This window comes from Prevotella sp. AM42-24 (assembly GCF_003461825.1).
GTDB classification, from domain to species: domain Bacteria; phylum Bacteroidota; class Bacteroidia; order Bacteroidales; family Bacteroidaceae; genus Prevotella; species Prevotella hominis.
Genome location: NZ_QTXV01000066.1, coordinates 1 through 15,992 on the forward strand (window position 1 = coordinate 1; position 15,992 = coordinate 15,992).

The 15,992-nt window shown below is 41.3% G+C and carries 11 protein-coding genes; 4 read left to right on the plus strand and 7 right to left on the minus strand.

Features of this window, described 5'->3' with window-relative positions; genetic code table 11:
• Positions 1 to 162: 162 nt before the first annotated feature.
• Positions 163 to 507: a HigA family addiction module antitoxin gene (locus tag DW917_RS14090; RefSeq protein ID WP_118119705.1), complete on the minus strand. Its 345-nt coding sequence runs from the start codon at positions 505 to 507 to the stop codon at positions 163 to 165.
• A gap of 26 nt (positions 508 to 533) precedes the next feature.
• On the minus strand, positions 534 to 1,898 hold the full coding sequence (locus DW917_RS14095; RefSeq protein WP_118119707.1) for an ATP-binding protein: 1,365 nt from the start codon (positions 1,896 to 1,898) through the stop codon (positions 534 to 536).
• A gap of 587 nt (positions 1,899 to 2,485) precedes the next feature.
• Between DW917_RS14095 and DW917_RS14100 the strand changes: the two genes are divergently transcribed.
• Genes DW917_RS14100 through DW917_RS14115 form a run of 4 tightly spaced genes read left to right on the plus strand, consistent with a single transcriptional unit; the run spans position 2,486 to position 5,579 of the window.
• Complete coding sequence (locus tag DW917_RS14100; protein WP_118119709.1) at positions 2,486 to 2,947, plus strand: peroxiredoxin; 462 nt, start codon at positions 2,486 to 2,488, stop codon at positions 2,945 to 2,947.
• Between the two features lie 12 nt (positions 2,948 to 2,959).
• Positions 2,960 to 3,688, plus strand: a complete 729-nt coding sequence (locus tag DW917_RS14105; protein WP_118119711.1) for a sulfite exporter TauE/SafE family protein — start codon at positions 2,960 to 2,962, stop codon at positions 3,686 to 3,688.
• 58 nt (positions 3,689 to 3,746) lie between these two features.
• Positions 3,747 to 4,256, plus strand: a complete 510-nt coding sequence (locus DW917_RS14110) for an HD domain-containing protein (protein ID WP_118119713.1) — start codon at positions 3,747 to 3,749, stop codon at positions 4,254 to 4,256.
• 39 nt (positions 4,257 to 4,295) lie between these two features.
• Positions 4,296 to 5,579 (plus strand): dicarboxylate/amino acid:cation symporter, encoded by a 1,284-nt coding sequence (locus DW917_RS14115; RefSeq protein WP_199545571.1) that lies wholly within the window; start codon positions 4,296 to 4,298, stop codon positions 5,577 to 5,579.
• 469 nt (positions 5,580 to 6,048) lie between these two features.
• Here the strand turns inward: DW917_RS14115 and DW917_RS17810 are convergent, their stop codons facing one another.
• The 5 genes from DW917_RS17810 to DW917_RS14135 form a co-directional block, all read right to left on the minus strand.
• Positions 6,049 to 8,388: a DUF1998 domain-containing protein gene (locus tag DW917_RS17810; RefSeq protein WP_233524754.1), complete on the minus strand. Its 2,340-nt coding sequence runs from the start codon at positions 8,386 to 8,388 to the stop codon at positions 6,049 to 6,051.
• 71 nt (positions 8,389 to 8,459) lie between these two features.
• A complete protein-coding gene (locus DW917_RS17815; protein WP_233524755.1) occupies positions 8,460 to 12,143 on the minus strand; it encodes a DEAD/DEAH box helicase in 3,684 nt (1,227 codons plus the stop codon).
• A 3-nt stretch (positions 12,144 to 12,146) separates the two neighbouring features.
• Positions 12,147 to 15,365, minus strand: a complete 3,219-nt coding sequence (locus tag DW917_RS14125) for a hypothetical protein (RefSeq protein WP_147344201.1) — start codon at positions 15,363 to 15,365, stop codon at positions 12,147 to 12,149.
• Positions 15,366 to 15,398: 33 nt separating this feature from the next.
• Positions 15,399 to 15,641, minus strand: a complete 243-nt coding sequence (locus tag DW917_RS14130) for a restriction endonuclease subunit S (protein WP_147344202.1) — start codon at positions 15,639 to 15,641, stop codon at positions 15,399 to 15,401.
• A 16-nt stretch (positions 15,642 to 15,657) separates the two neighbouring features.
• Positions 15,658 to 15,992: PDDEXK nuclease domain-containing protein (locus DW917_RS14135; RefSeq protein ID WP_118119721.1), on the minus strand; the 335-nt coding region annotated here is incomplete at its 5' end.

Genomic DNA, 15,992 nt, shown 5'->3' on the forward strand with positions numbered 1-15,992 from the left:
CACAAAAAAAGGGTGCGTCACAGACTTATGACACACCCTCAATTTTTATTTCAATATAAAATATGACGACTGCTACCCTTTCATCTTTACAAACATCAAAGGTCCAATCCTTGTTAAGGAGGAAGATATGGATACTTATATCAGAAACCACGAAGACTATTTTTACAAGGCTGCAGCCACCCTTCTTACTTTTGCCAATCTGGCCATAAAGGTAGAATCATTTTTAGTTGATTGCAGATTATATCCCATCTGCATTTTCAACAAAGGCTCAGCATTCACTCCAAGTGCAGCCTCAAAGAGCAAAGCTGTTTTTTCCGTCACAGGGCGACGAGCATTCAGAATTTCATTCAGAGCAGAATAGGCAATCCCCATTTCCTCCGCCAACTGTCGCTGAGAGATTCCACGATATTCTATTTCATCCTTCAGAACATCTCCAGGATGCGTAGGAAAAGCCGGAGTCATCTCGTTTGCCCGCATTTCCTTTATTGTTTTTTTATCGTTGCTCATAACTATATCATTTATATATCCCCCATCTACTTCTCCGCAAATAAATTGGAGATTGCATAAAGAGGAATGATGTCTATCTTTTTGCCATTAGGACTCGCGAATGTACCAAAATTTTCGAGAGAACAGCGGATACCCATTTCTATATGCTTCTGCGGATTGCGCATCAGCGAATACATACTGCTCATAGAACCCTTCACGCCCGATTTTACTTCTATCGGAACGATGCTGCCACTGCGAGCTATCACATAATCCACCTCGGCACAAGTACCTTTGTTCATATTTTGCCAATAGTACAACTGGTGCCGCGTCTGCGGAGAAGAATATTTGATAAGTTCCAAACCCGCCATCATCTCTGCCACATGCCCCTTGTCAACAAGATCGATGGAGTCTGCCACCATCATCTCCTTGATGCGCTCATCGATATCATCATCTATTCCCAGAATACCAAGTAGCACGCCAGTATCATGAATCAGATATTTTACTACCCGCTCATTGATTTCAGCTCCAAGCGGCACCCCATTGGCATCCGTATGATAGGTCGGTATGATTAGCCCGGCATCCTTCAGCATCTTCAAAGCCACCTTTACTTCTGCCGAACGATATTGCCCTTCTACCCTACTGCAAACAAACTTGGCTCCTGCCTGATGCGCTACACTTATGAGAGTTTGGCGCAAAAGCAGAGGATTTGCCTTGGCTCCGTATTTGGCAAAATCGTCCTGATAGCCCTGAATGATTTCGTTTACAATGTCACTACTATAGCGATAAGATCCTGTCTCCGTGTAGGTTGCCACGGCTTCTGGCATTCCGCCAACCAGCATATAACTTCGGAAGGCTTCCACCAACCTATTATAGAATGCCTCGGGAAGCGGATTCGTAGGACTGCTATTTCGCTTGATTCTAAGAAGCCCCTCTTGTCTCGTTGCTGTCAGGAATTCATCAAAAGACATCGGATAGACAAACAGGGAACTTACTCTGCCCACTCCAAATGATGACAAATTCTTCAGCGCAAACTCCAAGAGCGAACCTGCAGCAATGACATGAAGTTCGGGATAATCTTCCTTAAAAAACCAAAGGCTATGAATGACGTCTTCACACTTTTGTATCTCATCAAGGAAAAGAAGGGTTTCGCCCGGAACAACTGGCACATTAAAGAAGTCGGAGAGCTTAGCAGCAATGCTCTTCACATCACGACTGCCCTTAAAGAATTCCATCACCTCAGGATTTCTTTCCACATTAACTTCCAAAAAATATTTGAAGTTCTTGCCTAAATGCCGAATGGTGCTCGACTTGCCTACCTGTCGGGCGCCCCTCACCAAAAGCGGTTTTCTTCGAGGATTATCCTTCCATTCCAGTAAAGCCTGGTCGATGCTTCTTGACAAGTATTTATCCATATCTTTGCGTCTTTATGATTATACAGTTGCAAAAATACTGATTATTAACGAGATATGCAATTATTTTATGTTAACTTTGCTAAAAGATAGAGTTATAAATGGGTATTTTATGACAAAAGATAGAGTTATGAAGAGGTGTTTTATGACAAAAGATAGAGTTATAAAGGGGTGTTTTATGACAAAAGATAGAGTTATAAAGGGGCGCTTTATGACAAAAGATAGAGTTATAAAGGGGTATTTGTAACAGATTCCCAAAACAAACTGTCAGAGACAGAGGAGAGAGGCATAGTTTCATGTATAAGTTTCTTATTATGGGCGCTCATGCTCAGTCAGGATGATAATATATAATAGACGTCATAAAATTCCCTCAAGGCTTCAAGAGCTTTAAATCTTGTATTGCCCATTTTATTCGAAATGACAAAGGAAAAATGGCAAAAACGTATGGGTATCGTTAAATCCTGTTGGCATATTAAATTAAAAAAGGCTAATTCATTTCTCCATTAGAATAAATATTGTATTTTTGCATTTGATTTATCATCAATAGTTAGTGATAAAAAGAACAGAAAACAAATTTAAAAATTACAATTATGAATGTAGGAGATAAAATACCTGAGATTCTTGGCATTGACCAGGACGGACGTGAAATCAAGGCAAGCGATTTTCGTGGTCGCAAGATTGTGCTCTACAGTTATCCGAAGGCTAACACCAGCGGATGCACTGCCGAAGCCTGCTCCCTGCAGGCTCATAAGGAGGAACTGGCAGCTGCCGGTTACGAGATTATCGGTGTGAGCAAGGACAAGCAGGCACTGCAGAAGAAGTTTGCAGAAACCAAGGGCCTGCAGTTCCCTCTTATTGCTGATACCGAGACCACCCTGTTGCAGGAACTCGGCTGCTGGGGTGAGAAGGTAACCTGCGGCAGAAAGACCATCGGAATCCTCCGCACCACCTATCTCGTCAACGAAGAAGGCGTCATCGAAAAAATCTTCACTCCTAAGGAAATCAAGACCAAGATTCATGCTGAGCAGATTCTGGATTACATCCATCAATAAGCCTACAGCAGAATGGACAATATTGTCATCGAACTTTTTCTTTTGAGCATCGGAGCCAGTTTTGTACAACGCACCACTGGCTTCGGTTTTGGCATCTTCATCATGACGATGCTCCCCTCTATCATGCCTTCCTTCGGTGAGGCAACAACCCTCTCGGGCATCCTGGCGATGACCACCTCGCTGATTATCGTCATTCAGAAATACAAGTACATCACCTGGAAACGGCTGCTGCCCATACTGTTTACCTTCATCATCATCTCCATCGGAGCTATCTTCGTGCTCAAGCGGATGGAATATCACATACTGAACATATTGCTCGGTATTACGCTGATCATCGTGAGCATCTACTTCGCCTTCTTCAGCAAGCGCATCAAGGTGAAGACTACGCTGCCCGTGCAGGTTACGGCAGGAACATTGAGCGGACTGATGGGAGGATTCTTCGGAATGCAGGGTCCCCCAGCCGTGCTCTACTTCGTAAGTTCAGAGCCAGACAAGGAACACTATCTGGCGATGACGCAGACCTATTTCCTGGCAGGCAATCTGATGATGACACTGGCAAGAGCCTACAATGGTTTCTTCACCACCACGGTCTCCATAGGTTATGTGTATGGAATAGCGGGAGTCTTCATCGGCAACCTGATAGGCTCCTGGGTGTTCAGGCACCTCAGCGGCTCCCTACTCAAATACATCATCTATGCCTATATCGGAATCAGCGGATTAACCTTCCTGCTGGAGGCGTAGCATATGGTGGCTATAGGTAATTGGAATAAGAAAAAAAGAATTTAAAAAACATAAGATTATGACAAACAAGGAATTGACACTCGCCCAACTGATGAGGGCGATGATTAAGTACGATGGTGGCGATGCGCCACTCATCCAGCATTTCGTAAAGGTGCACGACTTTGCCCGTATGATTGCGATAGCAGAGGGAATGAACGGAGAAGAACTCTTCGTGCTCGAAGCAGCAGCCATTCTTCACGATGTAGGCATTCACGTTTCACAAGCCAGATACGGCAACTGCGATGGCAAGCACCAGGAAGAACTGGGTCCTGACGAGGCAAAAAAAGTACTGTCAGAAGTAGATGGATTCACAGCCGCACAGATAGAAAGAATCTGCTGGCTCATTGCCCATCATCATACTTATCAAGATGTTACCAGCCTCGACCACCGCATTCTGCTCGAAGCAGATTTCCTGGTGAATTCCTTCGAAGCCCACCTTGCTCCCGAAGGTATCATCACCTTCCGCGATCATGTATTCCGCTCGGAGTCAGCAATCAGTATGCTGAATGATATGTGGGGGCTGGAATAAGGAGAATACTTTTGTCTAAAAAAATAATAATTTAAAATCATGGGAAAAACAATAAATGATATGGGAAATAGACAGCCGGATAGCAATACTGGCAGCAGTAAGCAAAAAGGAGTGAAGAATAAGCAAACTCGGCAGCTGGTACTATGGATTGGCGCTTTGATAGTAGGCGCAGTCTTGGGTATGTTCGGCATCAGCTGGCTGGATGGCCTGATGAATTTCATCGCCACAGTCTATACCCGCTTATTCCAACTTCTGGCAGTACCAACCATAGCCTTGGCTGTCATCACAACCCTGGCATCCTTGGGCAACCAGGCAGATACCGGCAAGATATTCCGCCACGCCATCACCTACACCCTGCTTACGACAATAGCAGCTGCAGCAGTGGGACTGGTGCTCTACAACATCGTTTCTCCAGGCAATTTACCTACAGCCTTGGTACAGAGCGGTATGGCAGATGTTCCCCAAAAGCTGGGAGAAACCAGCTATTATGACCATATTCTTGGGGTAATACCCAACAACATCATCAAGCCGTTTGCCGAAGGAAATGTACTCTCCATCCTGATTTTGGCGGCAGCAGCAGGTATTGCTTTAACCAAAATGCCATCAAGCGATAAGAAAGAAGTCGTGATGAAGGGATTGTTTGGATTACAGGATCTGCTTTTCATGCTGATTCATGGATTAATCTGGGCTCTGCCTCTGGGTATCGTTGCCTTTGCAGCACAACTCTCAGCCCAGTTCTCTGCGGGTATCGTGATGGCTTCCATAGGAAAGTACGTAGCTGTTATCCTGGGAGGTAATGTCATTCAATTCTTCATCATCCTCCCGCTCTTCCTCTTGGCAAGAGGCTTAAATCCTGTGCGTACACTGGGCAAGATGATGCCGGCAGTATTAATGGCTCTATTTACAAAGAGTTCTGCTGCTACGTTGCCGGTGACGATGCAGACAGCAGAAGATAGACTGGGAGTTTCCAATCAGGTTTCCCGCTTCGTATTGCCTATCTGTACTACCATCAACATGAATGGTTGCGCTGCGTTTATCCTCGTAACCTCCTTGTTCCTGATGCAGAATGGAGGAATGCCTTTACCTTGGACTACGATGATTCTCTGGCTCTTCATTTCAGTTATCTCAGCAGTGGGTAATGCAGGAGTGCCGATGGGATGTTATTTTCTGACCCTATCTCTGATGTCCGGCATCAATGCTCCTATCGGCATCATGGGTATCATCCTGCCAATCTATACCATTATCGACATGGTAGAGACGGCAGAGAATGTCTGGTCAGACTCCTGTGTCTGCGCCATGGTGGATAAGGACTTGAAAGGATAGAGTTATTAAGGAAAAGAAAAATCCCTGCCATAGGAAGCCTTTCCTACAGCAGGGATTTTTCTATTGGGAATCATTAAGAATTACAAAGCCATCAGTCCTTAACCATTATTAACTATCAACTATCAGTTCTATCAATCGCGAACTTTCTGCTTGCAAGGAGATATTGGTAAACAAATGAATGTCATACTCCATACCAATATGCTTACCTCTATCAACATTCATTGGTTGAAAAAGGCATAGTGATAGCCATCAGACTCATAAATACGTGAGTCAGCCAAAAGCCATTCCTCATGCCCAAATCCTATCTTGTTTTCATAGGAATCCCCATACTGAGACTTTCATTCGCTTCCCGAATGTCATTCCCAGTCATGGGTATTCCAACATATTCTTGCAATTTTCTCCATATCGCAACTATTTTAATCGTAAAATAAATTCAACCCTTTGCAATCTTTCTGCATCAATTCATTTATTATAGCTTATTATATGAAATCGTATACAAGATTCCAGAGTAATTTTTCTTTTTATTATACAATGGAACATCCATATCCCAATCGTATCTAAAGTCATCGTCCGTACAGTCAGAGTTGCTTCTTCCAAACAAATTCCATCCATGAGCAATACCAGCGTCAGGACGAATACAAAGTTCCTCGTCTGCTGTTTTTATGGACATACAGCGTTCATGCTCTATATAGCCGTAATCCACAATTTCAGGAGTTATGCCAGCTATCTCCCTGATTGCATCTTCCATGAAACTGTTTCTGGCAACATTGTCTCCGTATTCTCTTTCCAAGCCAATCCTTTGATTACCATAGGCATCACCGTTAGGCTTCTTAACATAGATATTCAACGAAACTATATTGAGTTGAAGTTTTTGCTGAACATCCGCAATGAAATGGGCCAAAAGGATGCAACCCAACGGAGTGACCAAATAACGGTCAGAATAGGTCACTGAAACATTCTTTCCTCTCATACTTGGAATAATTCTATCCCATTTCTCAGATTTGTATTTCATCAACTTTTCGCACAAATTGTTGACTCTGCAATCTTCCAAGATACGAGCGTCAAACATAACAGAGCCATCATCTGCATTCATTTCTGACAAAATATCGGACGGATTAATAGGAACATATTCCATCCGAATATTACTTAAAGAAGAGAACACATCTCCATCACCCCAATTAGCATTCAAAGAGACATCGACATTTTCACCAAAATACATCTTGCTCGTTCCATCACTGAACGTTACGGCAAGTAATGGTTTCAATGATTCTTTTAGCCCAACCTTTACATACTCGAACCTGTTCTTAAACAGTGCTGCCATTAAAATAGCTTTAGACGAAGCGGAACATGACGATAACTGTATGTTCTTGTTCAAAACATAAGCCACATCAACACCAGAAAGAGAAAGTTCACTCAACAATTTTCCATAAGAAAAATCATCAAATTGCCAACTATCATACTCATTATCCACAAAGACTTTTAAAGACTTCACGTTATCATTGCGAGTAAGTTGGTAGAATTCCGTCGCAAAATCAGTTGTTACTGCGGAAGCATCAGGAATATCAGACACGATTGACTCTGGAGCTACTCTTGAATTGCGCTCCATTTCTAACCACTCTAAAGCCTTTTGACGGTTCAAGTAATTGATATACCACTGAGATCTGCGGTCAATCAAGCACTTGGTGCAAGAACGCTCACAATCACACTTCGCTAATGCTTCATAAGCTTTTTCCAACACCTTGTCTTTATACTCACGGAAAAGTGGAGAATAGCCAGCTCCCCCGAGAGCCGTATCATAAATGAAGATAGAATGACTAGCCTCATTATAACCAAAATCAATCTCTCCATCATTTACGCCCAACAATTCTGTTAGTTTTCTACTCAAGACGACACCCAATGAATATAGCATTTCACTATCTCTTACCAAGACATTTGCTGCGTCATAGAATTTAACTTCTACAAAATCTGTCTGATAACGACCAACAAGCAGAACATGTCTTCTAATAATTCTGCCATTTGCCTCACCTCCAGGACATGGAAGACCTGTAGATAAATGCTTATGACCTACAAGAATATTATCTGAGTAATCAGGACTTTGTTCATACTCCATCCTACCACAATAAGGACAAAAAGCAAAACCAAAGGTACTTCTACCTCTATTATAGAACAATATTTCAGACTCGTTTGTTGAGCACCGCACAACCATTTTGGCAGCTGAAGTCTTTTCTTGCCATGGATCCATTTTCAAAAACACAGGTTGAACAAAGCTCATCTCTCCTTGTGCTTTCATTTTTCGAGTTGGCTTTGAGCCAAATGCCACGCTGAATGCTACAGGCTCAACCACTTCTGTAAAACGTTGCTCTGTCGAAATACTCATGTCCTTAATTCCATGCATTGAATTTTCCTTGCCGCACTTAGGGCAATCGTTCAGGACATTACCTTGCCGAATAACGGTATAACCACAATGCGTACAATTTTGCAGTACGTATCTTGTCGTATTATCATCATACTTCGTCTTCATTAAAATTCCAGCAGGCTGATATATCCATTCATTCTTCACAACCTGCTTGCCAGGAGCATAGGCAGAAATAGCTTGGCTTAAATGCATAGTTGGAGAATTTTTCTCACTGTTCTTACCCAATACACATTGCACCAAACCTGTAGGTATGCCAGCACTTGGCAAGAACGAATATTCTGCCATATAAGTTAGGAGAGATGTTGAAAGAAAATTGTCCTTTTGATGCTGTACAGATCTTAATGCTGCACCATTTCCATCTTCTTCCTCTAACAATTTTATTGTTTTGTCCAAACTGTCTATGCGTGCTTGGCATAGCCCACGAATAGCTATAATATCTTTTTTCGTAGAGTAAACTGCATCACTCAACGGAATGTTGTCCAACGCAGGCCCTTCACCAAGGCCTTATATGATGCCTCAAGTTCATTTCTATTACCACCAATTATGCCATCTATGTGATTCAAGAACTTGTCATAATAGCATAGTCCATCCATTGTTACAAAGAAATCTTCCAACTTGGCCGTAACTCGTATTCCACCCTGCAATGACACGAAATCAGCAAATACCATAGCATTTACATGACGTTGGATCAACTGACGGCTTTCCAACTTCAACAAAGGTGTCTCGGTCAAATGCGTAATTGGATAATCAGGATGCTTCCATGTATTTGTACCTATAGGGTTAGGGGCGCAAAAAGTCAGAGCCAAAGCTTTTGACTCATTTCTACGACCTGCACGACCTGCACGTTGCAGATAATTAGCGGATTTTGGCGGCACATTGTTCATAACCACCTCACTAATGCCACCAATATCCACACCCATTTCCATAGTTGTAGAGCATGACAACACATTTAGATGTCCCTCATTGAACTCCTTCTCATATTTATCCAAATCTTCACGAGATTGCTGTGCAGAATGCTCAGCAGAAATAAAAATCGGTTTTTGGGCATAAACTCTCTCATGCAAACCTGTATAAACACCATGTTCTTTCTGAGAAGATAAATTCCCATCAATCCACGCAGCGATTTTCTTGTCATCCAGCTCAGCCGACTTGAATGGGAAATATGGATATTCAAATGTTGTTACAGCCTTGAATCTATCAAAGTTTTCTTTCCCTATATAGCCGTTCATTCGAGGGCTGTAGCCATGGAAGGTCACATCTACGACGACATTATCCACAGGGCAAAGGTAACCTTTTTCTATCAATTGCAATTTCACCTTTTTTCCTATCAACTCCAACATATATCCCTTGTCTTCAGTATCTACAGGGGCAAGTATGTTTGATGTCAAAAATCCCCAAGCTTTATCCAAAAGACTATTGATGATGCGAACCTTACCTGCATCAATCTGCTCAGCATCATCATAACCTAAAACAGCACAAAGAAGAAGTACTAATCTATTTTGGTCATCTTGTACTGTTCCATCCAGTCTCTGTTTCACAACTGGCCATTTACTCACAGGCTTCCCATTTACACGCTTATCAGAATCCTTTGGATAGATTTCTGACATATAGATATTCTGTGTCAAATAAGGCTTGACATCTCCTGCCATCATGTAATGTCTGCCACCACGAACAACATAGTCGATGCTGATTTTCAGAAAGTTTTGCCAATCTTCATCTTTACACCCCTTAGACAAAAGAACTTCTGGACATTTTGCCTTTTTCAAGTCAGGATATACCAATCGTACAAATCCCATGGTTTCCATAGAATTTGCTCGCTTTGGAATCCAACCAAATTGATCTATCAACAACGCTCTGAGATAAACTGTCGTGTTTTCTGCGCCATTCCCTCCACGTGCCTCATTGATATGCTTATAAAGCTTTCTGAAATCAGTATTATTTTCCAACGTCGTACTAATCTCATCAAACGATACTTCTGGTGGTGCAGGAATAACATCCTTTCCACTTTTTTTTGCTTCAAGAACATCCATTTGTGTTTGAAGTAAAGGAGGTAAGTTTTCCTTTCCCTGCGCCTTAAGATATTGGTATGCTGTTTCTTCTTCTGGCGTTAAGCCTGAAGGTTCTATTCCTTCTAGCCTCATATCAGCCATTTTATGAAAAATGCTGGCACGAATCCAAGCACGTTCTACATCTTGATTTAATCCCATAGCTGTACGAGCAGAACCTTGTCTGTTATCGGTAAAAGTTATATACTTTTTGCCTTTGTACAGAATTTCAGAATCAGTACTCTTTACCTCTTCCGCATTATCCAAGATAGTTGTGGCCAAGGCACGCCCCATCTGGGTCGCACTTGCTCGTAAATAATTAACGTGACCTAAAGAATTGCCACAATAAGGGCATAAGTCCTTGTTGTTTTCCGAATGACGCAAAGACTCAAATACAGTTGCCTTATCTGCATCATCTGGAGCAATTTCTATCTTGTTTTTCTCATGATTAAAGACATGCTTTTCCACATGAGTATGATGACGCAAACAAGGCTTAGAAGGTTTTGCGAAATAGAAAGGCGTATATCCTGCAGCTTCTTGTCTTACCCTACCGTTATCAACACTAAGATCTTCGCTTGTTATAAGATCCTCATCCGTATCAAAGAACACACCATTATCCAAATCCACTGTATTTACATGCATTCGGAATCCTTCCGATGTGCTATTTTCTCCTACGACAATCAAACCACCACATGAAGGACAGGTTGCGACCTCCAACATTTTGGATTTACAAACAGGACAATTAGTGTTCTGATAGGTAGTTAAGCTGCCTATCCCCAATCTAATCTTCTGATGTCGGCTGCACTCTGGATTCACACAAGCATACACGCCATTAATTGAACGTATAAAATAGTGGATTCTAGAAGGTAACAATGCCGCCTTTCCACCATCTGCTTTATTCAATCCATCGACTTTGTCGCCCAAAGCATTTATTACTTCAAGTGATTTTACAGTGTCTTTACTTATAACACTATCCAATTGCTTTGCAATCTGCTTGGTAGAAAGCACAGGATTGGCATTCAGTTTTTTGCGAAGTCTCTCAATATCTGCAAGAGAAATCTTTGTCCCATATTTAGCATTTACGCTTTCTATTGCCACTGTTGCTTTGGCTGCATCCATTTCTGGAACGATTCGTTTTCCACCAATCACCACGATACTATCAGCAGGCTTACCTGTTAATTGTGAGACAAACGTCTTCAATTTTTGTTCAGCAGCAGGAACGTCCTCATCACCTATTGTTGCAGATGTTACGGCAAAGTTAACCTGATCAATAGTTACCCCAAAAGCATCAAGAACACGGCGCAACTGCAACGACAATTCCGCAGCAGAAGACCCCGTATAGGTATGGGCTTCATCAAGCAAGATCCATTTCAGTTTGCCTTGTGACTTTTCCAAAATAGCTTTATCCTCAGCACGTACCAACATGTAGTTTAGCATCGTCGGATTCGTAAACAACACCTGTGGAGGGGTTTCACGAATTTGTGGACGAGTTACCAATTGAGGGAAGAACTTAGAGGTAAAACTCTCTGTTCTTTTGCTCTTTTCTGTGTCACCATTATAAATGGCATAAGTGACTTTGTTGGGAAGTGCATTACACCAGGCATGAATACGCTTTTGTTGGCTCTTCATCAAGGCATTGAGAGGATAGAGAAAGATAGCCTGAACACAATTCTTCTCATTTCTGTTTGCTAAATCTTGAAGGACAGGTATCATAAAACACTCCGTCTTTCCTGAACCAGTACCAGAGGTAACGACAATCGTTTTACCCTCACCAGACAACATTGTCTTCCAACTTTTTGTCTGATGCTTATAAGGGCAACGACTCATAGGAAATCTCATTTCCTCATCAACCTTGTCACTACCCAAAGCCTCCACGAAAGAAGGGGATAGTATATGCAATTTTGTGGCATGCTCACCAAAGGTTTCCTTGCTACTTTCCCAAGGAAATATAGATTGAAACACAGGTTCCGCCATCAAAGGTTCTTCCTTTGATAAAATATGGCGCATATATGCCTGTTCCTTGGCTTTACCTCTGAGCCAGAGAGATACCAAGGAGTCTATAAGCACTTTTTCTGCGGATGTATAGAAATCTGCGTAATTCATATCTTATCTATCTAATGTATTAATATATTTAACCGTTTTGAAGAAAATGTCGCTATATGTCTCTTTGAAATACTTTCTGTAGAAATTGACAATACGAGCAAACTCCCTATTTTCCCAAGCGAACAAATTTATGCGATTCTCTTGAAGACAAGTATTTTCTGCAGCACACATAGCAGCCTCCAACATAACCCTATATGAAGGCAACAATTTTTGACCCTGATTGTAATAAGCATTGCTCAATGAAAATTTAGCAATCGGCAAGTCTTTATTCGTATCAGACAAACCATGTATTTTTGCACAATAAGCATTGATATCTGCAATGTTAAACGCTCTTTCTGCATCAATATTACCAGAAACAAGGAAAGCCGCAAAAGCTTGCGCTATGTCTGTAGACACTGTCGAATTAAACAATTCTTGCAACAGTTCCACCAAAGACTGCATTTTTCCAAACATTATAGGCTGTATTGCTTCAGGAACACTTGCCAAAAATTCATCAATACATTCCTCCCAAATTTTGGCAGGAATCCAATGAATTGCAACAACCATCTCTTGCTCAAACCTATCAATATCTTGCAACAAGACATCCTTGTACTCGTTAAGCCACATGGCAATGACAAACTTTGCCAACAATTTGGAGTTGCGCCCAAGTGGCTTTAATCCATTATACGTTGGGAAAGGCAAATTATATCGACTACAGATGTCAAATGCCTTACATACACCTTTCCAATGTTTGCCCATCATGACATCCTCATTTTTCAAAGCCTCATACCAATCTTTTGTATTGCTTGAAGAACGTGCAGCTCTTTCTTGTTTATCGAAATCATAAGCCTCCCTATTGTAATATTTTGGAATCATCCTACGCTTTGCCTCTGGACCCGAAAATACAACGACCTCTTGTTGATTAAAGTCATCTGGGAATGTGAACAGATTCTCAGAATTATCTAATCGCTCCAATTTTACAACAAAGAAGTCTTCTGATGAAAGTTCATCTCCAACAGGAAACGCATAAACTTCGCCATCATAGAGAAAATCATCAGTATCTTCTTCTGTGCTGTCGATGACCCTTATTTTTCCGTCTTCAATGGTTGACTCCAATACGAATTTTCTAATGAATATCTCTGTACCATAAATATTCATGGCTACGGAACTGGAACGGTCAAAACTATTAGCTCCATACAGATTAAACATGCGAACAATAAGGTCATTATAGTCAGCGAGAGATACCAACCCATCTATCACCTTACTGCGCAAATGTTTCAACAAGCTATAATCTTCAACCTTATCAGAAACGTATGACACATCTATATTGCGTTTTTTACCATAACAACCATGGCTTACAACACAAAAGTTTGTCAAGTTTGCCAATGAAACAATCTTTCCATTTGGTACGATATTTCCTTGTATATCCGTAACAGTCACTCCATCAAAAGGAATGGCTATGGACAAACGCAAGGTTGGATTCCCAGCACAGTAAAGGCTGAATTCACATACCGATGGTGTAAACTTACTGTCTTTACTTCGTTTAACCATCCATTTGTTAACTCCTAATTGCGTAATATCAACTCCATCCTGCATATTAATTTTAGGAAGCATATCTACACCACACGAGCAAATGATGTTCGTAGAGAAGACACTTTCATTATCAGAAGTAAACTTCAATTTTCCTATTGAATAGAATGTTTCCGTAACCGTATGTCCATCAGGCAACTCCACACGTATATCTACCAATCCGCAAGGAAAGACACAGGAAGACTTCAAGCTACGCCATTTTATATAGTTGTCGTTTCTGAATCTATATTTTACTGTGGAGTTGTGAACACGATTTTTCTCTTGGTCATACACACGAATAAAAGGTATAGTTGAAAGCAATTTATAGTTTGACTTTTCAACCCAAGAAATATAGTTGCCAGAAAACTCTACGGTATATGGTGTAAAGTTATTGGTCAACTTAACATCTTCACCTGTTTCAGAGTTTTGTAAATCCAACTCATCCGTAAATGCGTTATAATAGAGTTCTTTGTCACAAATGGTTATAGGCAAGGATTTGCCATTTTTCCACTCATGAGAAAATATTGCTACGTTATTCTCTGCATTGGCAGTTTCTGACATACTATAGAGATTGTCATCCAACATCTGGAATACCTGCGGATAGTAAAAGTTTGGAGGATAGCAACCTGCAATAGTCAAGAATAGTCGATCATCGTTGTCACATCTTACCTTCACCTCTACTACAGGCTCACCAGTCCACAAGATATCGCTATGCATACCCACTGTAATGCGAGTATACACAGCATACAGGACATTACCTTCTTCGTCTCTAACATTATCTTTTCTCACATACTTACCTACAAGCGTTCCTGCAACAAACACATCGAAGGAATAGCACGTAGTTATATTTAAACCTGGTATGGAATCAGACGAAATATCCTTGACAACTTCCATATTGACGTAAAGTTTTCCTTGTCCCTGTCCAAAAGTTCTGAGCTTCCAATGCAAGGACAGAGGGCGTGTTTTGCGCTGAGCTTTAGCTCGACTATATGCGGTTTCCAAAGACTTGGTAAGCTCTGCGAGCGAGACATCTGTATCATCATAAGGGAGAAGTTCTTTTTCTCCCACGATGATGGCATGGGCTATCTGCATGGAAACATCATATATGTTTTCATTTCTAAAAGCCTTACCCAAATATGAAATACAGTTAAACTGCTGTATGATAGAATTATCCACCTCATTCCAGTCAAGATTGATTGAAGACAACTCGCTCACCAACTCTTTCAAGAATTTAGAGAAATAGCCAATATTGCCACTGTTCTTAATATAGTTGACAGGAAGTCCACCTTGATTCAATAGAGTACGGAAATACTCTGTACCTTTCAAAGAATGCAGGAATGCGTACCCATGCTTCTGCAAAGCTTTTCTGGCAGCCATATACAAGTCATCCCCCAAACGCCTATGCAAGCCTATACCCATAGCAACATCCTCTTTGGATGGGATAGTCCCCCGATAGTCTCTTCGCCACCATTCAGCATAGCACAAAGCGGCTTCCTCACCATATTTGGCGAGGTCGCTTGTATGACATCTTAGCGTTTGTTTCAAAGCTTCATACTCTTCTTCTGATAGCTTGAACTTCCACAACGGCATATTCTTTTGAAGTCCTTGCATTCCACGAGTCTTCAAAATATTAAAATATGCAGTATGGCTATATACTAAATTCTCATTGTTCATTGTCAACTCATTTTAATGTTGAACCTTAACCGATCAATCTTTGTGCGCATCTTCCGCAGCAAATCTGACCTGTCCTTCATCTATAAGCAATTTATATGGCTTCCCCTCAATCTCTCCAGAATATAAAATATTTACAATTCTAACAATAGGGACTCCATCTTTACAAAACGAGGAACTCTGAAAAGCATAGCCTCCTTGCAAAGCCGCAACTTCTTCTATTTTTCCACTTTTCCATTCCCTCTCAAATCCTTGAAATCTTATTTTTGGTTCATTCATATCTTGTTTCTCCTTGTCATTTATTATTGTTATGTTTTGCCTTACCTTCATGCTGCAAATAGAACAATTGCTTCTGGCGTTCTATCTCCGTGCGAAGCTGTTCTTCTGTCGGCAGATAAGTCTTGTACTTTGTTGCAAAGAGATGGTCATTGTCTTTGAGGATGGAATAACGTGCAATATCCTTGCTCGTCTCAGAGCAAAGCACGATACCGATGGTTGGATTGTCGCCTTCCGTATGCTTCAATTCATCATACATACGGACGTACATATCCATTTGTCCCACATCCTGATGGGTGATCGCACCAAGTTTCAAGTCATATGTTGCGTAGTCAATTATGTTGGCTTCACATC